Source organism: Blautia intestinalis, from assembly GCF_014297355.1.
GTDB lineage: Bacteria > Bacillota > Clostridia > Lachnospirales > Lachnospiraceae > Blautia_A > Blautia_A intestinalis.
In genome coordinates this window covers 1-24,044 of the sequence record NZ_JACOQE010000005.1, presented here as the reverse complement: position 1 = coordinate 24,044, position 24,044 = coordinate 1, and the positions used below count along the sequence as shown (strand labels likewise).

The 24,044-nt window shown below is 39.7% G+C and carries 20 protein-coding genes and 4 pseudogenes; 19 read left to right on the top strand and 5 right to left on the bottom strand.

The genetic code is table 11. The annotated features are described in order from the left end of the window. Positions 1-5 precede the first annotated feature (5 nt). Positions 6-1,997: a glycoside hydrolase family 31 protein gene (locus H8Z79_RS09745; RefSeq protein ID WP_015541681.1), complete on the top strand. Its 1,992-nt coding sequence runs from the start codon at positions 6-8 to the stop codon at positions 1,995-1,997. A gap of 199 nt (positions 1,998-2,196) precedes the next feature. Here the strand turns inward: H8Z79_RS09745 and H8Z79_RS09740 are convergent, their stop codons facing one another. Continuing rightward, entirely contained in the window at positions 2,197-3,285 is a 1,089-nt protein-coding gene (locus H8Z79_RS09740; RefSeq protein WP_187002827.1) for a CdaR family transcriptional regulator, read from the bottom strand. A gap of 217 nt (positions 3,286-3,502) precedes the next feature. Between H8Z79_RS09740 and H8Z79_RS09735 the strand changes: the two genes are divergently transcribed. Both H8Z79_RS09735 and H8Z79_RS17275 read left to right on the top strand, forming a co-directional pair. Beyond that, complete coding sequence (locus H8Z79_RS09735; RefSeq protein ID WP_118041189.1) at positions 3,503-4,639, top strand: glycerate kinase family protein; 1,137 nt, start codon at positions 3,503-3,505, stop codon at positions 4,637-4,639. 146 nt (positions 4,640-4,785) lie between these two features. Beyond that, positions 4,786-5,019 (top strand): annotated as a pseudogene (locus tag H8Z79_RS17275) (TnpV protein); the annotation flags it as partial. Positions 5,020-5,276: 257 nt separating this feature from the next. Here H8Z79_RS17275 and H8Z79_RS09725 read toward each other — a convergent pair. Further along, on the bottom strand, positions 5,277-5,747 hold the full coding sequence (locus H8Z79_RS09725; RefSeq protein WP_187002826.1) for a LacI family DNA-binding transcriptional regulator: 471 nt from the start codon (positions 5,745-5,747) through the stop codon (positions 5,277-5,279). A gap of 155 nt (positions 5,748-5,902) precedes the next feature. Between H8Z79_RS09725 and H8Z79_RS09720 the strand changes: the two genes are divergently transcribed. The 3 genes from H8Z79_RS09720 to H8Z79_RS09710 all read left to right on the top strand — a co-directional run bounded on the left by H8Z79_RS09720 (position 5,903) and on the right by H8Z79_RS09710 (position 9,149). Then, positions 5,903-6,610, top strand: coding sequence for a FadR/GntR family transcriptional regulator (locus tag H8Z79_RS09720; protein WP_187002825.1), 708 nt, complete (start codon positions 5,903-5,905; stop codon positions 6,608-6,610). A gap of 134 nt (positions 6,611-6,744) precedes the next feature. Then, the gene (locus H8Z79_RS09715) at positions 6,745-7,875 is read left to right on the top strand and encodes an Ldh family oxidoreductase (protein ID WP_118041195.1); all 1,131 of its coding nucleotides are present in this window, start codon (positions 6,745-6,747) and stop codon (positions 7,873-7,875) included. A 98-nt stretch (positions 7,876-7,973) separates the two neighbouring features. Beyond that, entirely contained in the window at positions 7,974-9,149 is a 1,176-nt protein-coding gene (locus tag H8Z79_RS09710) for an NAD(P)-dependent malic enzyme (RefSeq protein WP_187002824.1), read from the top strand. A 212-nt stretch (positions 9,150-9,361) separates the two neighbouring features. On the opposite strand, the gene H8Z79_RS16740 is transcribed toward H8Z79_RS09710, so the two are convergent. From H8Z79_RS16740 to H8Z79_RS17425, 3 genes and pseudogenes are all read right to left on the bottom strand, one after another. Continuing rightward, positions 9,362-10,255, bottom strand: a complete 894-nt coding sequence (locus H8Z79_RS16740) for an IS3 family transposase (RefSeq protein ID WP_270499286.1) — start codon at positions 10,253-10,255, stop codon at positions 9,362-9,364. Positions 10,256-10,260: 5 nt separating this feature from the next. Next, a complete protein-coding gene (locus H8Z79_RS16735; RefSeq protein WP_207726356.1) occupies positions 10,261-10,938 on the bottom strand; it encodes a helix-turn-helix domain-containing protein in 678 nt (225 codons plus the stop codon). Between the two features lie 66 nt (positions 10,939-11,004). Beyond that, positions 11,005-11,511: pseudogene (locus H8Z79_RS17425) on the bottom strand (transposase); the annotation flags it as partial. 244 nt (positions 11,512-11,755) lie between these two features. Between H8Z79_RS17425 and H8Z79_RS09700 the strand changes: the two are divergent. The 13 genes and pseudogenes from H8Z79_RS09700 to H8Z79_RS09645 all read left to right on the top strand — a co-directional run. After that, positions 11,756-12,910 (top strand): annotated as a pseudogene (locus H8Z79_RS09700) (FprA family A-type flavoprotein); the annotation flags it as partial. Between the two features lie 90 nt (positions 12,911-13,000). Continuing rightward, complete coding sequence (locus tag H8Z79_RS09695) at positions 13,001-13,768, top strand: DeoR/GlpR family DNA-binding transcription regulator (protein WP_187002822.1); 768 nt, start codon at positions 13,001-13,003, stop codon at positions 13,766-13,768. Positions 13,769-14,106: 338 nt separating this feature from the next. Next, entirely contained in the window at positions 14,107-15,171 is a 1,065-nt protein-coding gene (locus H8Z79_RS09690; RefSeq protein ID WP_187002821.1) for a sugar ABC transporter substrate-binding protein, read from the top strand. A 65-nt stretch (positions 15,172-15,236) separates the two neighbouring features. Beyond that, positions 15,237-16,730, top strand: a complete 1,494-nt coding sequence (locus H8Z79_RS09685) for a sugar ABC transporter ATP-binding protein (protein WP_187002820.1) — start codon at positions 15,237-15,239, stop codon at positions 16,728-16,730. 50 nt (positions 16,731-16,780) lie between these two features. Continuing rightward, entirely contained in the window at positions 16,781-17,743 is a 963-nt protein-coding gene (locus H8Z79_RS09680; protein WP_187002819.1) for an ABC transporter permease, read from the top strand. 38 nt (positions 17,744-17,781) lie between these two features. Beyond that, on the top strand, positions 17,782-19,281 hold the full coding sequence (locus tag H8Z79_RS09675; protein WP_225876957.1) for an FGGY-family carbohydrate kinase: 1,500 nt from the start codon (positions 17,782-17,784) through the stop codon (positions 19,279-19,281). Between the two features lie 37 nt (positions 19,282-19,318). After that, complete coding sequence (locus H8Z79_RS09670) at positions 19,319-20,155, top strand: class II aldolase (protein WP_187002818.1); 837 nt, start codon at positions 19,319-19,321, stop codon at positions 20,153-20,155. Positions 20,156-20,179: 24 nt separating this feature from the next. Further along, the gene (locus H8Z79_RS17270) at positions 20,180-21,670 is read left to right on the top strand and encodes a xylulokinase (RefSeq protein ID WP_270444991.1); all 1,491 of its coding nucleotides are present in this window, start codon (positions 20,180-20,182) and stop codon (positions 21,668-21,670) included. A 477-nt stretch (positions 21,671-22,147) separates the two neighbouring features. After that, on the top strand, positions 22,148-22,360 hold the full coding sequence (locus tag H8Z79_RS09660) for a DUF6219 family protein (protein ID WP_015541692.1): 213 nt from the start codon (positions 22,148-22,150) through the stop codon (positions 22,358-22,360). Between the two features lie 3 nt (positions 22,361-22,363). Continuing rightward, complete coding sequence (gene bcp, locus H8Z79_RS09655) at positions 22,364-22,819, top strand: thioredoxin-dependent thiol peroxidase (protein WP_015541693.1); 456 nt, start codon at positions 22,364-22,366, stop codon at positions 22,817-22,819. Continuing rightward, positions 22,819-23,571, top strand: coding sequence for a peroxide stress protein YaaA (gene yaaA, locus H8Z79_RS09650; RefSeq protein WP_015541694.1), 753 nt, complete (start codon positions 22,819-22,821; stop codon positions 23,569-23,571). The genes bcp and yaaA overlap by 1 nt, the downstream gene beginning before the upstream one ends. A gap of 124 nt (positions 23,572-23,695) precedes the next feature. Beyond that, positions 23,696-23,848 (top strand): annotated as a pseudogene (locus tag H8Z79_RS17420) (desulfoferrodoxin family protein); the annotation flags it as partial. A 94-nt stretch (positions 23,849-23,942) separates the two neighbouring features. Continuing rightward, positions 23,943-24,044, top strand: a 102-nt coding sequence (locus tag H8Z79_RS09645; protein WP_187002817.1) for a rubredoxin, incomplete at its 3' end; no start/stop codon positions are given.

The window sequence follows — 24,044 nt, the reverse complement described above, 5'->3', positions numbered from 1 at the left end:
CAGAGATGATCAGAAAATACAGATATGGAACTCCGTTTGACACGGAGGCACTGACCGAAAAAATCGAAACAACTGAGAGCGCTTTTCCATATGGAGAGATCAGCCAGAATGATGGATTTGCATTTACCTATATTATGGACGAAGATGACATTGTCTATGGCCTGGGCGAATCCAACCGTGGAATCAACAAGAGGGGTTACTGTTATATCAGCAACTGCACAGATGATGCAATTCATACAGAGGACAAACGTTCTCTGTATGGAGCTCACAATTTTATTGTCGTGAGCGGCAAGACTACTTTTGGCCTGTTTTTTGACTATCCGTCAAAGCTGACCTTTGACATCGGATATACCAGAATGGACACTCTCAAAGTATCCTGCGAAAATGCAGATCTGGATATTTATGTGATTGAAGGTGAGAATGCTTACGATATCGTAAAACAGTTCCGCCATGTGATCGGACGCAGCTACATTCCGCCAAAGTTTGCCTTTGGTTTTGGACAGAGCCGTTGGGGTTATACAACAAAAGAAGATTTCCGTGCGGTGGCAAAAGGATATCGTGAGAATCATATCCCGATCGACATGATCTACATGGATATTGACTATATGCAGGATTTTAAGGACTTCACAGTTAATGAGAAAAACTTCCCTGATTTCCCTGAATTTGTAAAGGAAATGAAAGACCAGGAGCTTCGCCTGATCCCGATCATTGATGCAGGTGTCAAGGTGGAAAAAGGCTACGAGATCTATGAAGAAGGTGTAAAAAACAACTACTTCTGTAAAAGAGAAGACGGCAGTGATTTTGTTGCAGCTGTGTGGCCGGGAGATACGCACTTTCCGGATATGCTGAATCCGGAAGCCCGTAAATGGTTCGGGGATAAATATCGTTTTCTGATCGATCAGGGAATCGAAGGATTCTGGAATGACATGAACGAGCCTGCAATTTTTTATTCTTCAGAAGGACTTGCAGAGGCAAAAGAACTTGCCGGAGAATTTGCAAAAGACACAGAAGGTAAGATCCATCCGTGGACTATGCAGGCAAAGATGATAAACATTGCCAACAGTCCGGAAGATTACAGAAGATTTTATCACAATGTTGATGGTAAGAAAATCCGCCACGACAAAGTACATAATCTTTTTGGTTACAATATGACAAGAGCAGCAGGAGAAGCATTTGAGCGCATTGATCCGGAAAAACGTTTCCTAATGTTCTCCAGATCTTCTTACATCGGAATGCACCGCTATGGTGGAATCTGGATGGGAGATAATAAATCCTGGTGGTCACACATTCTTTTAAATCTGAAGATGCTCCCATCTCTGAATATGTGCGGCTTTATGTACACAGGTGCGGACCTTGGCGGATTTGGTGATGACACGACCAGAGATCTGCTGCTTCGTTTCCTTGCACTCGGTGTGTTTACACCTCTGATGCGCGATCATGCGGCAGAAGGAACAAGAGAACAGGAATGTTACCAGTTCGAAAACATCGAAGATTTCCGCAGTGTCATTAACACCAGATATCGCCTTGTACCATATCTCTACAGTGAATATATGAAAGCTGCACTGAATGACGATATGTACTTTAAGCCACTTGGATTTGTTTATCCAGATGATAAGATGGCAATCCGTGTTGAAGACCAATTGATGCTTGGCAACGAGATCATGATCGCACCGGTTTATGAGCAGAACGCAAGAGGCCGTTACGTTTATCTGCCGGAAGAAATGAAATTCATCAAGTTCATGCCGGATGGAACCATTTTCGAAGAAGTCCTTGCAAAAGGAGTTCATTATGTGGATGTTGCCCTCAATGAAGTACCACTTTTCATTCGAAGCGGCAAATGCATTCCGGTTGCAGAAGCAGCTGAGTGCGTAAAGGATATTGATACAGACAGGCTTAAGATGCTTGGATATGAAGGCAGCAGCTATACTCTGTACGAAGATGACGGAATCCATAAAGATTATGATAAGAAAGAAAATTATAGGGTTCTGACGAAATAAGGTAATAATGAAATTGAATATGTCTGGATGAATTTAAGGCTGACAGTCGTGTGAGGGGACTGTCAGCCTTAATCTTTATTGTAAAGTACTGTTTGTTTGAGTATAATTTAACTAAATAAACTGTGGAGAGTGTAGAAATGCGGGTAAGCGACTTTTTCAACTGACAAAATTACTGCCCCCAGATGCCTGTGCTGAATTTTTAATTTCCCTGAATCTTCCCAGCCAGGTAAAGCAGCACCGCATTCTGGAATTTTCTCGGATTCAGTGAACATTTCTTCTGAATCGCATTCAATTTATATTGTAATGTATTTTTATGGAGAAAGAGTCGTTCGCTTGTGGCGGTAAGAGACATTTCTTCGGAAAAATAAACTTCAAGCAGGTGCAGTTCCTGTTCATTGAGCGGGGCGATTGTCTTGGCTAAATATTCTTTCTGATTTTCCGGTGTGATCGTAGAAAGAATTAGTTCAAGTGTCAGATCGTCGAAAACAACATAGTGCTCAGACGAAATTGTAAGGCTGTGCAAAGCAGTCTCAGCAGATTGATAGGAGATGTGGAGCTGGAAGAGTGATGTCGGTTTTCCAACTGCAATATTCAAAATATCAAAATGTTCTTTTGCAAAGAGTTTAAAAATATAATTCTGCTTTTCAAATTCATTTTCTTCAATCAAAGCAATAAAATCACCCGGATAATTAAATGTGTGAAGGCAGACATGTGCCTGTGCAAACATTTGTTGAATTTTCTGCTCTAAAATAGAGCGGTTTGTAATTGTATTTTGTTTGTTTATGCGAATAAAAACAATTCTTTTCTTTGTGTTGAGATCAATCTTAAATTCATGCAGGCAAGAGGTGAGGTATTCCTGATTGTCGGTTTCATTTCTGACCAAAGACTGAATGACAAAATGCTTTTTATCAGCTTGTCTGCGGCTGTATTGATTCAGTTCCTGCTCGCGAATCAGAAGATTGGTGATACGTTCTGCGAGATAGGCATAACTGCGGACTTTATCAGGTGCGCCGGTAATTCCGATGACAGCAAGCAGATATTCATTATGATAAAGTGGAAGATTGATTCCTTGCTTTGTGCCGGAAAAATTGTTGTCTTCTGTTACTTCCAGCACAGAACCGGAATCAGCGGCCTGTTGTCCAATCTCGTGAAAGGTTCCGACACGGGATGAATCTGTGCTGGCGAGAATAATGCCGGATGGAGCAATAAAGTTGATGTCATGATCACAGACATCTTTGATCGTATTTACGATTTGTTCTGCGAGTTCGCGGTCAATTTTAGTTATCATAAATTTTTGTTATATCCTTTCTTTCGACATGACGGATTACAATAGGGGATGAGTTTGAAGATAAATTCTTTTCTGTAATTTTACTATAAAATGTTATACATAACAAATAATAATAGAATAAATTTAAAATAATGTTATGTGTAACATGTTTGTGAAACAGGAAATTTGATATCCTAATATTAATAAAACACGGAACAGACATGGAAAGGAGTTTATTATGAAAATAATAACAGCAATTGATTCCTTTAAAGGAAGTATGACTTCTATGGAAGCAGGACAGGCAGCAGCAGAGGGAATCCTCAGAGTGGATGCGGATGCAGAAGTGATCGTAAGACCGTTAGCCGACGGAGGGGAAGGTACAGTAGAGGCTCTTGTATCCGGAATGAACGGAACATTACAGAAAGTACAGGTGACAGGACCGCTCGGTGAGCCGGTGATCTGTGAATACGGTATTATTGAAAGCACGAAAACAGCTGTGATCGAGATGGCGGGGGCCGCAGGAATTACATTGGTTTCTGATGAAGAGAGAAATCCGTTGAATACGACAACATACGGCGTGGGAGAAGTGATCCGTGATGCGATTGACAAGGGATGCAGACGTTTTCTTGTCGGAATCGGAGGAAGTGCAACAAATGACGGGGGAGTCGGGATGCTGCAGGCATTAGGTTATGGTTTCCTTGACAAAGACGGAAATCAGGTTCCATTTGGCGCAAAGGGATTGAAAGTTCTGGAGAAAATCACAGATACTTATGTGCTTCCGGAATTAAAAGAATGCAAGTTTAAGATTGCGTGTGACGTGACAAATGCTCTTTGTGGAGAGCAGGGATGCAGTGAAGTATTTGGTCCTCAGAAAGGTGCAACACCGGAAATGATCCGCCAGATGGATCAGTGGCTTGGATATTATGCAGCATTGGCGAAAGAAAAATTCCCAAAGGCAGATGCAAAGCAGGAAGGAACAGGAGCAGCAGGAGGACTTGGATTCGCGTTTCTTACATTTACAGATGCTGTTCTGGAATCAGGAATTAAAATCGTGCTGGAAGAGACACAGCTAGAAGAGTATGTGAAGGATGCAGACCTTGTCATCACAGGGGAAGGTCGGATGGATGGTCAGACAGCAATGGGAAAAGCTCCGGTTGGAGTGGCTGCACTTGCAAAGAAATACTGCAAGCCGGTACTTGCATTTGCAGGTGCAGTCGAAAGAGATGCCAGAAAATGTAATGAACATGGTATTGATGCATTTTTCCCTATCCTGCGAGGTGTAGTTACGCTGGAAGAGGCAATGAAGAATGAAAATGCAAAGAGAAACCTGGCAGATACTGCGGAACAGGTGTACAGAACATTTACAATTCTTTGACCATACAATATTGTTTTAACTGAAAATGAGGTTTCAGATGGCAGCGGAAGGAACAAGTTTGGCAGATATTACAAGGGAATTGAACAGACAGGCGATTGCTGCTTGTGATGAGCAAGTAGCGAAGCGGATTGCGAATGTCCACGGTTATGACTTATACGAATGTGAATGGATACCTGATTCCCAATCTCACCTATAAATCCGGTGAGCATCTGCTGGAAGTGGACAAGGCAGCCAGAGAACGGGAAGAAGTGATCCTGAAACAGTTGGAAGAAAAAGAACCTTTGCCGGATAAAGAGAAAGATCAGATTGCCTGGGTAAGAGCGGCTAATCAGCACAGAGCGATTGCGGAAGAGATTATCCTGAAAGAATTGATTTATGTAGTAAGAAACAAACAAGTCATGGTGGATAGTGATCTGGCAATGCTTTATCAAGTAGAAACGTATTATGCGTGCATTTGTTGAAATGAGACGTTTTATAGCCAATAATGCACTTCTATTTGAGAGGATTAGTAATGTTGAATTAAAACAACTGGAGTATCAGAAAAAGACAGATGAAAAGCTAGAGCAGATTTTTGAATATATATTAGATCATGAGGAATCTAATCAAAAGATATTTTTCTGTGTCCATTGATGATTTGTTATCTGAAGAACAATTGATTTTCATCAGAGGCATATGGAATCAGTACGATTCCATCAACCATACGATCGATAAGATATTGTGTTTTACGCAATTCCATTTCGGCATTGTTATGGCATTCGCATACGATAACACTGTATCCTAAAGGCAATAATGTGGATTCAATTGATGAAATCATAGAAGTACAAAATGTGGAATCAAGCATAGGTAACAGGATGGCAACGGAGAATGATTTGGCATTACACAGTCCTTTGTCTATATTATTAGGATGAAAGTCAAGTTCTTTGATTGCTTCTTCTATTGCCAGGCGTGTGCTTTCTTTTACTGTTTTGCCATTAATGTATTTGGAAACAGTAGCTACAGAAAGACCGGCACGAGCTGCAACATCGCGTATTGTTGAGGCCATAATAACGCCTCCATTCTTAATGTGATTGCTGTTCACTCCGTTCACAGCAACTTGGTCAAAATCCATTCCACTTGCTGTAAACTGTCAGGAATGCTATATTATAAGAAATATCTGTCGTACTGTACAGTTGTACCAAAAATAAAATGTATGGGAAAGACGGTGAAAAAATGATACCGCCTGTAAGAATACACGGACGGAAATGGGATGTGGAGGAATGGAGCATGTTTAAAGAAATTAGAGATGAACGGACTTTTAACGGGATTTTAAATCAGATTATAGAGAACATTCAGAATGGCAGTCTCAAAGCGGGCGATGCCCTTCCGGCGGAGCGGACAATGGCGGAGATCATGGGAGTATCCAGACCGGCAGTCAGAGAAGCTTTGAGAGCACTGGAACTGCTGGGAATAGTCAAGCCGGTGCCGGGAGGCGGAAATTATATTACGGAGGACCTGGATACCTGGCTGATCGAACCTTTATCCATACTTTTTAAATTAAATAATGGATATCTGCGCCAGAATCAGCAGTTCCGTGCGGCACTGGAGCGAGAAGCGGCAATTCTTGCGGCGCGAAAGTGCACACCGTTGGATGCAGCAGAATTATGGGTGATTCTTGCACGGCTGGACGCCGCAGAAGATGAAAAGATACGGGGTGAACTGGATCGCGAACTTCATAAGAAGATTGCAAAGATCGCAGATAACCCGATGGTTTACAGTGTCCTTGCGGCAGCGGATCAGCTTACTGAGAGTATTGTTTCCGGGACGAGAGACTACATTATGAAAAAGAATAATTCTGCCAGAGAGGTTGATGACCAGCATCATCGGCTTGTTAATGCAATCATCAACGGAGATACAGAACAGGCGGAACGATGTATGTCCGAACATATGGATACGATTGAACGTTATATGGAAGAAATGCAAAAAAAATCCTGAGAAATTTTGGGCATTTTTACAGGATAAATTGATATGACCTCTATTGTATTTTGGTAATACCGGTGGTATAATTAAAATATAAATTGGTAATGCCACTAAATAAAACCGGCAACACCAGAAGGAGGGACGAAACAATGGGATATGTGAAATGGTCATATGAGACACTGAATCATTTTTGCGGAGACGTATTCAAGGCGTTTGGTTTTACAGAGGAAGAAAGCAATCAGATCAAGGATGTGCTTCTTACGGCTGACCTTTATGGAATAGAAAGTCATGGCATGCAGAGAATGGTGCGTTATCATAAGGGAATCGAAAAGGGAACGATCCATCCGCAGGCAAAGCCTGAAATTGTATTTGAAACACCGATATCTGCAGTGATTGATGGTCATAATGGAATGGGACAGCTTATTTCCGTTTATGCAATGAAAAAAGCAATCGAAAAAGCCAAAAAGACAGGAGTTGGAATTGTAACTGTCCGTGAGTCCAATCATTTCGGTATCGCCGGATATTATGCAAAGATGGCGTGCGATGAGGGACTTCTGGGAATGGCCTGTACAAATTCAGAGGCTATTATGGTTCCTACGTTTGGCAAAAAAGCCATGCTTGGATCAAACCCAATCGCAGTAGCTATGCCGGCAGACCCGTATCCGTTTTTCTTTGACTGTTCTACCACGGTAGTTACAAGAGGAAAACTCGAAATGTACAATAAAATGGAGAAACCACTTCCGGATGGATGGGCCCTGGACAAAGATGGTCATGCAAGTACAGATGCACCGGATGTCCTTTCCAATATTGTTGCAAAGAAGGGCGGTGGAATCATGCCCCTTGGTGGAAATGAAGAGGTTACAGGAAGCCACAAGGGATATGGATATGGTATGCTGTGTGAACTATTCAGTTCCATTCTTTCTATGGGTGTTACTTCGGATCATTGCTGCACATTCCCGGATAAAACAGGAATCTGTCATGGATTTATGGCAATCGATCCGGCTGCATTTGGTAATCCTCAAGCAATCCGCAGACACTTTTCAGAATACCTGGAAGCTTTGAGAGAAAGTCCGAAGGCAGAAGGCAAAGATCGTATTTATACACATGGTGAAAAAGAAGTTTTGGCAGAAAAAGATAGAAGAGAGCATGGATTACCTGTAAACGATAATACGATGGTCGAACTTGCTAATCTGTGTGGATATCTCGGACTTGACTTTAATAAATATTTTGATGGATATGAGCTTCCAAAAGAAAGCAAATTCTTTACCGGTAATTATTAATAGATTAGAAGATTGCTGTGAACGGAGTGAACAGCAACAATAGAAGAGTCGAATGATACGTTTTCACAAAATTTAAGATATCAGGGAGGACAATAGAAATGGATTATGCAAAAGAATCTTTAAGATTGCATGGAGAATGGAAAGGTAAGATTGAAGTTGTAACAAGAGTACCTGTAGAAAATAAGGATGATCTGTCTCTTGCCTATACACCAGGTGTTGCACAGCCTTGTCTCGAAATCCAGAAGGATGTGGATAAATCTTATGATCTTACCAGAAGATGGAACATGTGTCTGGTAGTAACTGACGGCTCAGCTGTTCTTGGACTTGGAAACATCGGACCAGAGGCCGGAATGCCGGTAATGGAAGGAAAATGTGTACTTTTCAAGGCGTTTGGCGATGTAGATGCATTCCCTCTTTGCATCAAGAGCAATGATGTGGATGAGATCGTTAATACAATTTATCTGATCTCCGGTTCTTTTGGCGGAGTAAATCTGGAAGATATTTCTGCTCCGAGATGTTTTGAGATTGAGAAAAAACTGAAAGAAAAATGTGCTATTCCGATCTTCCATGATGACCAGCACGGTACAGCGATTATCACTCTTGCCGGTCTGACCAACGCACTGAAGGTTGTAGGAAAGAAAAAAGAAGATGTTCGTATCGTTATGAACGGAGCAGGAGCTGCTGCAATTTCTATTGCACGTCTCCTTCTGACAGCAGGATTCAAAGATATCACTCTCTGCGACAGAAAGGGTGCAATCTACGAGGGACGCCCGGAAGGCATGAATCCGGTCAAAGATGAAATGGCTAAAGTTACTAACCTGGCTAAAAAATCCGGTTCTCTTGCAGATATGCTGGTTGGCGCAGATGTATTTATCGGTGTTTCTGCACCGGGTGCTGTTACAACAGAGATGGTTAAGACCATGAACAAAGATGCAGTTGTTTTTGCATGTGCGAACCCGATTCCGGAGATTTTCCCGGATGATGCAAAGGCAGGCGGAGCAAAAGTTGTTTCCACAGGAAGAAGTGATTTCCCGAACCAGATCAACAACGTACTTGCTTTCCCGGGAATCTTCCGTGGTGCATTTGATGTGAGAGCAAAAGAAATCAATGACGAAATGAAATTGGCAGCGTCTGAAGCACTTGCAAATCTGATCACAGATGAGGAACTTTCTCCGGAGTATATCATTCCGAAGGCATTTGATAAGCGAGTAGGACCAGCGGTAGCCAAAGCGGTTGCTGAGGCAGCAAAGAGAACCGGTGTAGCTCGTATTTAAACGAGATACGCAGGGGTAACACCGGAAAGTCATGAGACTGCACTGAAGGTCATGAAAGCGTGCCAGATAGAGGTTGTCGAATGAACGGATTATAAAAAGATATAGAATAAAGTAAAGCAGAAGGGGCTGTCGGTTTGAACTGCTCCCCGTCAAGTAGACAATTGAAAAAATATAAATTTTTCCTGCCAGTAGAAATTATCTGCTGGCAGTTTTTATGCAGCTTGCAAGTAAATTTCGTGTTTTTCTATCGGTGTTAAAATTCCGAGATTCCTTTGCAAGCGTTTATTGTTATAGTAATCTATATAATCTTCGATCATTTTTACGAGAGTACCTCTATCAGTAAATCGTTTTCCATAGTATCGCTCTCTCTTCAGAATTCCCCAAAAGCCCTCCATTGGTCCATTGTCGATACATTTAGCAACTCGCGACATGCTTTGTGTTATTCCAGCATTTACAAGTTTTGTATGAAATGTCCTGTTAGTATATTGGAATCCCCTGTCACTGTGAAACAGTGGCTGTGCACCAGGATTTCTAAGTAAAGCATTGTCTACCGTATCAAACACCAAAGCATTGTTATTCTTATCACGAATAACATACGAAACGATCCGTCTATCATATAGATCCAATATTGCACTTAGATAAACTTTATGCTTTTCCATCCCAATATAATAATGGAATTCTGTCACATCAGTGAGCCATTTTTCATTTGGTGCTTTGGCAGTGAACTCCCGATTAAGTATGTTTTCAGCTATATACTGAGGGTTTGCAGCCTGTCTTGTGCATCCGTTGTTAGAATACTTAATAGTTGATTTTATATTAAGTTTACGGCAAATGCGTAGCACACGTTTATCGTTTACATCAATACCATGATATCGTTCCAAATCATCTCTGATCCTTCGATAACCTTTATCCGGTGACTCTGTATGAATCTTTTCTATCTCATCAGCAATAAGTCTATTCTTTTGTTCACTTTCAGGAATTTCTCTATGTAACCATTTATAGTAAGCGGCTTTGGAAACTCTGCCAAGTTTACAAAGTGCAGCGATTGGATAATTGTGTTCTTTGTGTTCTTCTTTGATTGCCTGATATATATGTTCATGACGAATCAGGCCTAGCCCCGCCTCCTCTCTATTTCTTCGAGTTTTTTTAAGAAAGATGCCTCCATTTCAGCACGTTCTTTCTCTGCTTTTAAAATTTTAACTTCAGCATGCAGCTTTTCTAATTCACTCATCTCGTTGGGACTTTTTCGTTTGCCACGGTTATCTCTTAAAGCTTCCACTCCACCAGCTTCATATTCGACTATATAATTACGAGCCTGTTGATAGGACATCTGGTATTGTTCTGCTGTTTGGGCATAATTACGATCATGTGCGATACAATACTGTACTATTTCAACCCGTTCTTCAAAAGTAGTTTTTCTTCCTTTGGTCATGATAATGCTTCCTCCTGTTCCAGAAGATTTTAATTCTTCATGACCATTATACTTCTTTATCCAGATTTGTAACTTAGCTTTTGAACGGATTCCGTATTTTTTGCAAATATCATCTTGAGAACCATAGCCTGCTAAATAATCTAAGACTGCTTGTTGTTTCAATTCTTTGGAATATTTTTTATTCCCTTTCAATGTGAATGCATTTGCTTCCATAGATTCATAGTTTCGAATCCATTGCTGGACAGATGCGAGACTTACATCAAACATATCGGCAATTTGCCGTTGGCTTTCTTTTCCATCCAGATATAGATTTACAGCATATATCTTATCCTCAACAGATACTTTTCTTTTAGACATAAAATATGCTCCCTCCTAAGTGACAAGTTTTTATTATTTCACTTGTCTACCTAGAAGGGAGCATATCAGATAGTAGGAACGCTTGGGATTGACACATTTATGGACAATGAAATGTTTCCGGCCTTTTTTAGGAACCAGAGTATTGCCGCAATGAGGACATCTCAGTTTTACGGTGGAGAACCTGCTTTCATCAGGTGAGAACCTGAAATCACAGATCTTACACAGTAGTTGGCCTTTGGAACTGTTGTTCTTATAGAGAAACGGCTTAGGTGCATCACAGCGGGGGCAGGTACAGGAGTCTGGGATATCACACTCTGAGCGTCGGCTGATGGGGCGTATCTTCTTATCATAGCGTTTCTCGTAGTAAGGGATCAGCTCTTTGTATGTCCAGTCCTGACGGAAGTCAGTGATCAGAGGGAGTTCATCAATCTTGAATTTTTGATACTTCGGAGAATGGGAATCATCGAAAGCCCACTGTTTGAGAGGAATGTATCTGCAGATAAAATTTAGAAGCCAGCAGATTTGTTTATGTTGGTATTGAATTAAGTGAAGTAAATAAAGTATAATGTCCATGAGCAATTAAATTCCTTTCGTATAAGGTTGGTTTGGCGATTGACATTATACCAGAAAAGGGAGGTAATTGCTCTTTTTATTTGCAAACCTCCAATAAATCAAGGTTTTAAAGGATTTTGAACAATAAAAAAGAGGTAGTTTTTGACACTACCATTTCAACATTAAGAGAATATATAATGAATGCAGAAATAAAAGAATGTTTAAAACATATAAAAACTCAATTATGAGGAGGCAGAGTATTACAATGAAAATCGGAAATGATATTTATTATGTGGGCGTAAACGATCATCAGGTAGATCTTTTTGAGGGCCAGTATGATGTACCGAATGGCATGTCTTATAATTCCTATGTGATAATGGATGAAAAGATTGCAGTTATGGATACAGTAGATGCGAATTTTACAGAAGAATGGCTTGGCAATGTAGCAGAAGTTCTTAATGGAGTAAAACCGGATTATCTGATCGTACAGCACATGGAGCCGGATCATGCTGCCAATATTGAAAATTTTATGAAGGTATATCCGGAAACAATAGTCGTAGCGAACACAAAGACGTTTACTATGATGGAAAACTTCTTCAGAGGTATGGATCTGGAAGGAAAGAAGCTTGTCGTTGCTAATGGTGAGAGCCTGACTCTTGGCAAACATGTTCTGACCTTTGTATTTGCACCTATGGTTCACTGGCCGGAAGTTATGGTTACTTATGACAGCACAGATAAGGTTCTTTTCTCAGCTGACGGATTTGGTAAGTTTGGTGCGCTTGATGTAGAAGAGGACTGGGATTGCGAGGCACGCCGCTATTATATCGGTATCATTGGAAAATATGGCCCACAGGTTCAGAAACTTCTCAAGACAGCTGCAACACTGGATATTCAGACAATCTGTCCGCTCCATGGATCGGTTCTGACAGAAAACCTGGGTCACTACCTTGAGAAATATGACATCTGGTCTTCCTACAAAGTTGAGAGTGAAGGTGTCGTGATCGCATATTCATCTGTATATGGAAATACAAAGAAAGCAGTAGAAGTTCTGGCGCAGAAGCTGGAAGAAAAGAGCTGCCCGAAGGTTTCTGTATTTGATCTTGCAAGAGACGATATGGCAGAAGCTGTTGAAGACGCATTCCGTTATGGCAAGCTGGTGCTTGCAAGCATCACTTATAATGCAGATATGTTCCCGTTTATGAAGACATATATCGATCACCTGACAGAAAGAAATTATCAGAACCGTACCATTGGTCTGATCGAGAATGGAAGCTGGGCTCCGAACGCAGCGAAAGTGATGAAAGCAGAATTCGAAAAGAGCAAAAATATCACATGGCTTGATACAACTGTTAAGATCATGTCTTCTCTGAGTGAGGAAAACATGGAACAGCTGGATCAGATGGCAGAGGAACTCTGTAAATAAGAAAATAAAAATTTCAAGGATATCTTGAAAACAACTTCTTAAATGTTATAATTAAGCTATCATTATAACGAAAAAGGAAGGTATCCTGTGAAAAAGAATGAGAGATGTCTTGCTATTCTGGAGATACTCCAGAAACAGCATAAAGTAACAGTAACAGAGCTGTCAGAGAAATTTGACATTTCAGAAATGACAGTCCGCAGAGACTTGAATTCGTTAGCACGTGAGTACAATATTGCAAGAACTCATGGGGGTGCAGAACTTGGAAATCAGCCGGTAGTTCGAATGATTTCCTTTGATGAACCGAGAATTGCACATAAAGAAGATAAAGACAAGATTGCTGCGCTGGCAGCCACAATGATTCAGAATGGGCAGAGAATATTTATTGATGCCGGATCAACGACACGAATTATTTTGAACTATCTGGAAAAAGAAACCCGTGCTGTTGTTGTGACCCATCATCTTGCAGTTGCGGAACATGCACTTCAATTTGAAAATCTGGCAGTGATCATGCTTGGCGGTGATATGATTCGAATTACTAACTGCAGTTCCGGTCCGGTAGCAGAAGAACAGCTGAAAAAATATCAGCTTGATACTGCATTTATCGGAGCTGCAGCAATTGGATCAGATGGAAAATTATACGATGGATATTCTCCGGAGGCAAGGTTGAAGGGGACGCTTTTTTCAGTCGCAAAGAAGATTTATGTTCTGGCGGACTCGTCCAAGATGAATACTTATAACCTGAATGAGTTTGGAAGTCTTTCTCAGATTGATGGTCTGATTACAGATGCGAATATAGATGAGGAAGCAATGACACTTATGAAAAGACATCGTGTAAATGTAATTATAGCAGAATAAGTTGTATTTTTAATCAGCAGAGATAATCTGCTGATTTTTTTGACTTTTTTGTTTGTTAGATTGCTGAAAACGAACATTTATATAACGATAAATGAACATAAATAAAACAACATATAAATTGAAAAATGCAGTAAAAATCGTGCCTGCGATGTGAATGGAAAAGTAAAAACGAACAATAATTTCAAATATAACGAACATTAAAAAGAAGAAATGCACAAATAAATGACAGAATTATTGGTAATTAAGTGCATTGCAAATAAAAAATCCTTATGCTAATATGTTCATACAAACAAAAAACGAACGAATAATTCGCGAAACGAACAAAGGGAGGTTTTTCTATGAAGAAAAAAATGATCGCAACATTATTAACAGGTGCTATGGCATTATCGATGGTAGCAGGTGCAGCAACAGTTATGGCAGATGACACAACAGAAACAAAAGAAAAATATACCATTGGTTTTTCTCCATATACTCTGACCAATGAATATTTCACAGCTGTACTTGATGGTGTACAGAAAGCATGTGACGAAACAGGAAGCGAACTGATTTATTTCGATCCACAGAATGACCCGACACAGCAGGCATCTCAGATTGATGATATGATCGCAAGCGGAATCGATGCACTTATTTATATTCCATATGATTCAGCAGGAGCTCAGACAGTTCTTCAGACATGCAAAGATGCTGGCGTAAAAGTAATTAACGTAGATAACGTAATCACAGAAGACGACTATGATCTGGTAGATGGAATCATTGCTTCTGATAATGAACAGCTCGGATATCTTTCCGGACAGTGGGTTGCAGAAAATCATCCAGATGGAGCAAACATCCTGACAGTACATCTTCAGACAGCAGAATCTTGCATTATCAACGTAGATGGTTTCTGGAAAGGAATCAAAGAAAATGCAAAAGATCCAGATAAATACGTAGATGCACAGGTTGTTGAAGGTGAAGGATCTACAGAAACATCCTTTAACGTTGTATCAGATGCTCTTCAGGCAAATGATGATATCGATGTAATCTACTGCATCAATGATACTTCTGCTCTTGGTGCTGTACAGGCAGTTGAAGATGCTGGAAAGACAGGTCAGATTGATATTCTTGGTAAAGATGGTGCTCCGATCGGTAAACATGCGATCAAAGATGGAACAATGGTTCAGTCTTCTGCACAGAGACCTACATACATGGGATATCTTGGTGTAAAAGAAGCAATCGATGTTCTTGAAGGAAAAGAAATCGAATTTAATACAGCAATTGAATCTTACAGCATTACAAAAGACAACATTGATGATTTCGACCTGGACGCTTGGGATTCTCTGGACGAAGACAGCACAGATGATGCAGCAGCAGATACAACAGAAGCAGCTGACACAGAAGAAGCTGATACAGAAGAAGCAAAATAATTGCAGAATCGGGCGTTGCAAGAAAACTTGCAACGCCCACTTTAAAAAATGAGAGGTAGCATAATATGAGCGAAACAAAGCTGTTAGAGATGACAAATATAACGAAAGCATTTGCCTCCAATGTTGTGCTGAATGGTGTAAACCTTTCTGTAGATGAAGGGGAAGTTGTTGCTATCCTCGGCGAGAACGGAGCCGGAAAGTCAACCCTGATCAAAATCCTTGGTGGCATTTATAAGGCAGATTCCGGAGAAATCCGTATGCATGGAACTGTGAAAAATATAACTTCTGCCGCTATAGCAGGAGAAAATGGTATTCGTATTATTCATCAGGAAATTGTTCTTGTACCGGATAGAACAATAGCAGCAAATGTATTTCTGGGCAGAGAGCCCAAAAACAAATTCGGCTTTGTAGATGTACAGGCAATGGAACAGCAGACACAGAAGTTAATTGATGATCTGCATTTGAATTTAAGAGCGAATGAACTGGTAAGAAATTTAACGATGGGTATGCAGCAGCTGGTTGAGATTATTAAAGCAATATCAGCAGATGCAAAAGTAGTAGTTATGGATGAACCGACATCTTCTCTTTCACAGGGTGAAGTAGAGATTTTGTTTGGAATTATCCGTCTTCTTCAGAAAAAAAATATTGGAATTATCTATATTTCACATAGATTGGAAGAATTGTATGCTATCACGAACCGTATCGTAGTACTTCGAGATGGAAAAATGGTTGGAGATCTGGAAACTGCAAATGTAGATAAAGATCATCTGATCAGTTTGATGGTTGGTCGTGAGCTGGACAGTTTTTATACCAAAAACAAGCACAAAATCGGAGAGGTTGCATTGGAAACAAAGGATTTGTCACATCCTAAATTATTCAGAAATGCAAGTTTTAAAGCAAGATATGGTGAAATTGTTGGTTTTGCAGGGCTGGTAGGAGCCGGCCGTACAGAACTTATGAAAACAATTTTTGGTGCATATGAAAAGAGCGGAGGAGAAATCCTTCTGGATGGCAAGTCTGTCAATATTAAATCACCACGTGATGCAATCAACAATGGAATCGCATATGTATCAGAGGATCGTCGAGGTGAAGGGCTGATTCTGAAAAATGATGTGAAATTTAATATGGGCCTGGCCTGTCTGTCTGATTTTGTCAATGGAATTCATGTAAAAGACAAAGAGTGGAACAATATGGTGGAAGATTACCGCAAGAAGTTTTCCATAAAAATTACCTCGCCAAAGCAGCTGGCAGGAAACCTGAGCGGTGGAAACCAGCAGAAAGTTGTCCTTAGTAAATGGCTGGCAAACAAGCCAAAAGTCATTATACTTGATGAACCTACAAGAGGTATTGATGTTGCTGCCAAAGCAGAGATTTATGCAATTATTGATGAACTCGCAGCCAAAGGTGCATGCATCATCATGGTTTCTTCAGAACTTCCGGAGATTATCAATATGTGTAATCGTTGCTATGTTATGTGTGAAGGAAAAATCACAGGAGAAATTGATGAAACAGAGTTCTCACAGGAAGAAATGATGACACTGGCAACAAAAAGAGATTAAAAAAGGATATAAGTAAACTCTTGTCAATAAAAAAGTTAGGAGGTCTGGACATGGATACAAAAAATAAAATCCCAGGCGTAAGTTTTGTCAAAAGGAACATAGGTACGATCATAGGTCTGATTCTTTTGGTGATTATAGTTTCAATTTCTACACCGAAGTTTCTTACATCATCAAATATTCTGAACCTGTTAAAATCCAATTCGGTAAATGCAATTATCAGCTGCGGTATGCTGATGGCAATTCTGATGGGTGAAATTGATATTTCTGTTGGATCAACAGTAGGTTTATCAGGAATTATCGGAGCTTACATGATTACAAATGTGGGACTTCCAGTGGTCCCAACAGTATTTATCTGCCTTGGGGTAGGTGCACTGGTAGGTATTGTAAATGGTGTTGCGATTTCTTATTTAAAGGTTCCGGCTTTTGTAGCAACTCTTGCAACACAGAGTATTGGACGTGGTCTTACTGAAATTATTTCAGGCGGTGTAACGATCCGTGTACGTAACACAGGATATACAGCTCTTGGTAATCAGAATGTAGCAGGAATCTCTGTTATCATTATTTATGCAGCAGCAGTACTTATTTTTACATGGTTCTTATTAAACAGAACCCGTTTTGGATATTATATCTATGCGTTAGGTGGAAATAAACTTGCAGCTCAGTATTCAGGTGTAAATGTAAAGAAATATAATATGCTTCCATATGTTTTGATTGGTCTGTTCTGTGGACTTGGTGGTCTGATCTGGTCAGCAAGACTTGGTTCAGCAGCAGCGACTCTTGGAAGCGGCTTTGAAATGGATGCGATCGCAGCTGTTGTTATCGGTGGAACCAGTATGTCAGGTGGTGTAGGAACTGTTGGTGGTACTTTCATTGGTATTCTGATCATTGGTGTTATTACAAATGGTCTGAACCTGATGGGAATCAATTCTTTCTGGCAGGAAGTATTTAAAGGAATCATTATTCTTGTAGCGGTAATCATCGATGTAGTGAGAAAATCAAAATCAAAAGACTGATAGAAATTGAGAATCTATCAAACTGAATGGAGACCGTTATGGCAGACAGAATGTTATTCGCAGGTATAGATGTAGGTACCAGTGGATGTAAAATGCTGGTATATGATCTGGATGGAAATATTATATATCAATCCAGCAGAAAGTATCAGGAAGAAGGTAGCGGAGGACACCGTGAACTAAATCCGGAAGTTGTGATATCAAAGGTAAAAGAAGTTCTTAAGGATGTTGCCGGAGACTGTATAGAAGGAATTACGGCAATGGCGGTAACAAGTCTCGGGGAGTCTGTAGTATGTCTGGATAAAAACAATAAGGTACTTGCAAATTCCATGCTTACTGGGGATGACCGGGGAATTTCGGAAACCCAGGAGATCATAAAAATTCTTGGAGCAGACAGAATTTTTGAGACTACAGGTCTCCCGCCAAATGAATTGTATGGTCTTCCGAAATATATGTGGCTGAACCGTAACACAAATGCAATAAAAGATGCAGCCGCAATTTTATATTATGAAGATTTTGTTGGATATATTCTGACCGGACAGAGAAAGGTCAGTTATTCATCGGCTGCACGAAGTATGGCATTTGATATCAGAAAATTTGAATGGTCAGAAGAATTTCTGAAGCTTGCAGGTATCCGCAAAGAGCAGATGTCAGAACCCGTTCCGCCATGTACCGTAATTGGTACGATTCTTCCTGAAATGGCAGAAGAACTGGGACTTAACCAAGACCTGAAGATCGTAGCCGGCGGCCATGATCAGACGTGTGCAGCTCTTGGAAGCGGGTTGTTTATGCCGGAAGACGGAGAATGTGGAATGGGAACCTGTGAATTTATGTTTACGATGCTTCCCAGGGCAATGATGACACCGTATATGAAGAAAAACGATTTTACCTGTATACCATATGTTTTTCCGGACACTTATTTATCAAGTATTGAAGTAACAACCTGTGGAGCCTTGAAAAACTGGGCAAGAGACAGTATTTTTCAGGATATTTACAGAAAATGTCAGGAAGAAGGCAGAAACTTTTTTCAGTATATGGATGAACTTGCCAGAAATGTAAAGACAGATGTTATGGTTCTTCCTCAGTTTGGTTCAGCCGGAAATCCGGATTTGTCTATGGATGCAAAAGGCACGATAACAGGACTTACAATTCATACCAGGCCGGAAGAATTATATAAGGGAATTCTGGAAGGCATGGCATTTCAAATGTATCTGGCATATGAGCGAATGCAGGAACTGGGAATAACGATGCATCGTATTGCTGTTACAGGTGGTGGTGCAGCGTCAGAACTGACGCTTCAGATTCGTGCAGATGTTTTTGGAATGGAAGTTTATTCGCTGGAAAGTGCTGAAGCCGGAACTCTGGGCTGCATGCTTATGGCTGCAACGGCAGTAAAAGCATATCCTTCGATGCAGGAAGGCATTAAAAGAGCAGTAAAATCAAAGAAGAAATATGTTCCTGAGACAGACATGACAAATTATTATAAAAATAAATTTGAACGTTATAAGCGGTTCTATGAAGTAATGCATGACTTTCACTAACAGATAATACAACATCAGAGATATGGAGGAGATTACTATGAAACTTGTAAATGGATTTAAACTTATGGAGTACGCAAAAAGAAACAATCTCGTATTACCAGCTTTTAATACTACGAATCTGGAAATGACATATGCAATCGCAGATGGCCTGATGAGAGCCAATCTGCCTGGATATATTCAGATTTCTTCCAATAATCTGCGCCTTTCCAATCCTGGCATAATTGCAGAAATAGCTGCTGATGCAGTGAAGAAATCTGAAACACCGATTGGACTTCATCTGGATCACGGAAAATCATTCGAAGATGTTAAAGCCTGCATAGATGCCGGATTTACTTCTATCATGATCGATGCATCACATCTTCCGTTTGAGGAAAATGTAAAAGAATGCCGCAGAGCTGCAGACTATTGCCATTTCTATGGAATTCCGGTAGAAGCAGAGCTTGGCGCACTTCGTGGTAAAGAAGAAGACATTGTAAATGAAGCAGAATGCAAGACAGATCCGGATATGGTAGCAGAATTTGTCGAAAAAACAGGCTGCGATACACTGGCTGTTTCAGTGGGTAACGTGCATGGACTCTGCCTGAATCCACAGATTGATATTCCGTTGCTCGAGAAAATCAATCAGATTTCCAAAGTTCCGCTGGTTCTTCATGGTGGATCTGGTATCCCGAAAGAAGTTATCTGGGAAGCAAAGAAACATGGATTGATCAAAATTAACTATGGTTCTGATCTTCGCAAAGAATTTGTTAAAACATTTGGCCAGGCCTATGAAGAAAACCATAATGAATATGATGTGATTCATTTAAGTATTGAGGCTGTTGAAGAAGTAAGCAGAAAGGCCCAGGAGCTTGTGACAATGATCAACGAGCACTAATTTTTCTGTAAGGCGGGTGTTGGTGTGAACGATACATATTTAGGAATTGACGTAGGAACGTCTTCTATGAAGATGGTACTAACAGATTCGGAAAAACATATTCTGGGACAGATTTCAGAGGAATATGAGGCTGAACAGCAGCAAAATGGCTGGTCAGAAATTGATCCTGAAATCTGGTTTCAGGCCATGAAAAGAGGAATGCATCATATTTTTGAAGGCCAGATTCCAGAGAGATTAAAGGGAATTGGTGTGACCGGACAGATGCATACTTTGATTGTTGTTGGAGAAGATGGAAGACCAGTAAGACCGGCGATGATGTGGAACGACACCAGAACAAAAGACCTTCTTCCGGAATTAAAAGAAAAAATTCAGGAATTTCCGGAAGGAGAGTATCTTTCTCAGACAATATCAACAGGAAGTCCGGCAGCAAATCTGTACTGGATGAAAGTATATGAGCCAGAAAATCTGAAAAAAGTAAGAAAATTTCTGATTGGACCAGATTACCTGGTATATCGTCTGACGGGAAATCAGACAACAGATTATTGTGAAGCTTCCACATCCTGTCTTTATGAAATATGCAATAAACGTTGGTCAGAAGAAATCAGAAATCTGATAGGATTGGATCAGGAGTGTTATCCGAAACTTCGTGGAAGTGTAGAAAGTGCAGGCAAAATACTTTCTGAGATTGCCGAGGAATTTGAAATCAGCAAAGATGTGGAAGTGATTGTCGGAACTGGTGACAATCCGGCCACTGCGATTTCGACAGGATGTCTGGGACTTGGATATCCTGTGGTATCTCTTGGCACATCGGGTGTATTTATGATGCCGATCGACAAACCAGAAAGCCAGACAAAAGGAAAAAAGATTCTGTTTTCCTTTGATGATAAAAAATTTCAATATCTTGTGCAGGGTGTGGTCCAGTGTAATGGTAATACATTTGACTGGTGGAATAAAAACATCATGGAACTGAAGCGCTTTAAAGAATTGACAACATCCATTGATGTAAACAGTAATGCACAAAATGATCTGATTTTTTATCCGCATCTGGATGGTGACAAGACCATATATGCAGATCCCGAACTCCGTGGAGCATTTATCGGACTGAATCTGACAACCTCACAGGAAAATCTGTTCTACGCTGTGATTGAAGGATTGTGCTTCGGTTTTCGGGAGCTGGCAGAAAAAATGCATTTGCCACTGGAAAAATATGGTACAGTCAAAGTTGTAGGTGGTGGTGCGAAAAGCCCTGTATGGCTTCAGACAATGGCAAATGTATTAAATATTGCTGTTGAAAAAATGGAAGGAATGATTGGACCGGCATTTGGTATAGCACTTCTGGCTGCATACAAAGGAGGAAGTATTACATCTTTGGAGCAGATATCGGAAGGTAATGTGAAGATTGAGTGCCGACATGAACCAGATGCAGAGGCTGTTAAAGCATGTCAGCAAAAATATGAGAAATATTTGAGAATACGTTCCGGACTTCAGTATATTAAAAATGGAGTTATTGAGTAAGCGAAGAGAGCTGTCAAAGTTAATATCACATTTCGGCATCCTCAGTAGCAATTGAAAGGATCCCTGCAAGGACAAGGCTTGTTAGCCTTCCACCTTGCGTAGGATCCTTTTTTCTATGAAAGATGAAATTTATTTTTGGCCGCAAAAATCCCTTGTCTGGATTTTTACAGCCACACTTTTGAGTATGGGGAATCGGTAATGACAGCCGAATACAGACCTGTAGAATATGGAAAGGACTATGCTGTTGTCAATAATCCTGATAAATTTCAACTATATATAGATGGAAAAGAGATTAAATAGTAATTTCCTGAAGGTAAGCTTTTTGTTAGATTTTTCAAAGAAAAATTATAGGATAACAATACATAGTTTTAACCATGATATTCTGAAAAATTTATAGGAATGCGCTATTGTCAAATTGACATAGGAATGTGGTAGAGTATAATTATAATTGAATACACTGAAAAATGGAGGAATTACATGAAAGCACATAAATATTGGTCAGTTGGAGCATTAATTGCAATGTTTGGGACTTATTACACTGGATATAAAAAGCTAAAATCAAGTCATAAATACTTTGCTTTAAGTTCTATGTTATGTATGGTAATGGCGATATATACAGGTCATAAAATAATTACTGGGAATAGAAAAGAAAAGGCAAAAAAAGAGAAAGTTACAGATAGGGAGGAATAAATAATGTTGGAAGTAGGAATTAAGGCACCTGATTTTGAGTTGCCCGATCAAAATGGGAAAATACATAGATTATCGGATTATACAGGAAAAAAAGTGATTTTGTATTTTTATCCAAGGGATAATACACCAGGATGTACGAAGCAGGCATGTGGTTTTTCCGAGAGATACCCTCAGTTTACCGAAAAAGGTGCAGTTATTCTTGGAGTCAGTAAGGATTCTGTATCTTCTCATAAGAGATTTGAGGAAAAATATGGATTGGCATTTACACTTTTAGCAGATCCAGAGCGAAAAGTTATTGAAGCTTATGATGTATGGAAAGAAAAGAAAAATTATGGCAAAGTATCTATGGGAGTAGTAAGAACCACATATCTTATTGATGAACAGGGGGTTATTATAAAGGCAAATGATAAAGTCAAGGCTGTAGATGATCCTGAAAATATGCTTAAGGAATTAGATTAATGAAGATAATATTATCCCCTGCTAAAAAGATGATTACAGATACTGACAGCATAGCACCGGATGCATTGCCTGAATTTATTGAAAAGACGACGGAGATACAAAGTTGGTTGAAAAGTAAGTCAAAAGAGGAACTGAAAGGCATTTGGAAATGTAATGACAAGATTGCAGAACAAAATTTCAATAGATTGGGAAATATGAATCTTTATCAGATGCTCAGTCCGGCTGTTTTATCATATGAAGGAATTGCTTTTCAATATATGGCACCATCTGTGTTTGAAGATATGCAGCTTGAGTATGTGCAAAATCATTTGAGAATATTGTCTGCATTTTATGGTGCTCTGAAACCAATGGATGGTGTGACACCTTATCGTTTGGAAATGCAGGCAAAGATCAGGATTGGAGATGCCAAAAATCTGTATGAGTACTGGGGTGACTTGTTATACCGCTCAGTAATAGATGACAGCAGGATTATCATTAATCTTGCATCAAAAGAATACTCAAAATGTATAGAAAAGTATTTGACACCACAGGACAGATATATTTCGGTTACATTTTGTGAAGTTTCTGGAGATAAAATGGTAACAAAAGGTACATATGCCAAGATGGCTCGTGGTGAAATGGTCAGATTTATGGCAGAAAATAATATTGAGAATCCGCTGGATATTAAGAAATTCGACAGACTTGGTTATTCATTCCGTTCTGATTTATCATCAGAAACTGAATATGTTTTTGAACGAAAAAAGGATGATTAAATGATTAAAACAAAAAGTAGTCAGTAATGTTAATTTATTATAATAATAAGAATTGTTACTACTATTAATTGACAATAAATTAATATTGATATATAATTATAATTAATAATGAATCCTAATAAGCATGGAATGGATTACACTAAATACAAATCAAGGTATTTATAAAAAACAGCTAATTCCGGGATAGGAACCTATTGCGGATTTCTGCCTCTGTGGTGGAGAATATGTAGAAGAAGTATATGCATACTGCAATCTTCATGGGTTCTGGAAATGCTAAAAACACTTGACATTTGTGCCAAGATTACAAAATAATTCAGATACAACAGTAAAATATGCTGCGTATTAATATATTTTTAAGGAGGAACAAACTAATGAAATATGTATGTGACGTTTGCGGATGGGAATATGATGAAGAGGAAGGTTATCCTGAAGGTGGTATTGCACCAGGAACAAAGTGGGAGGATGTTCCGGAA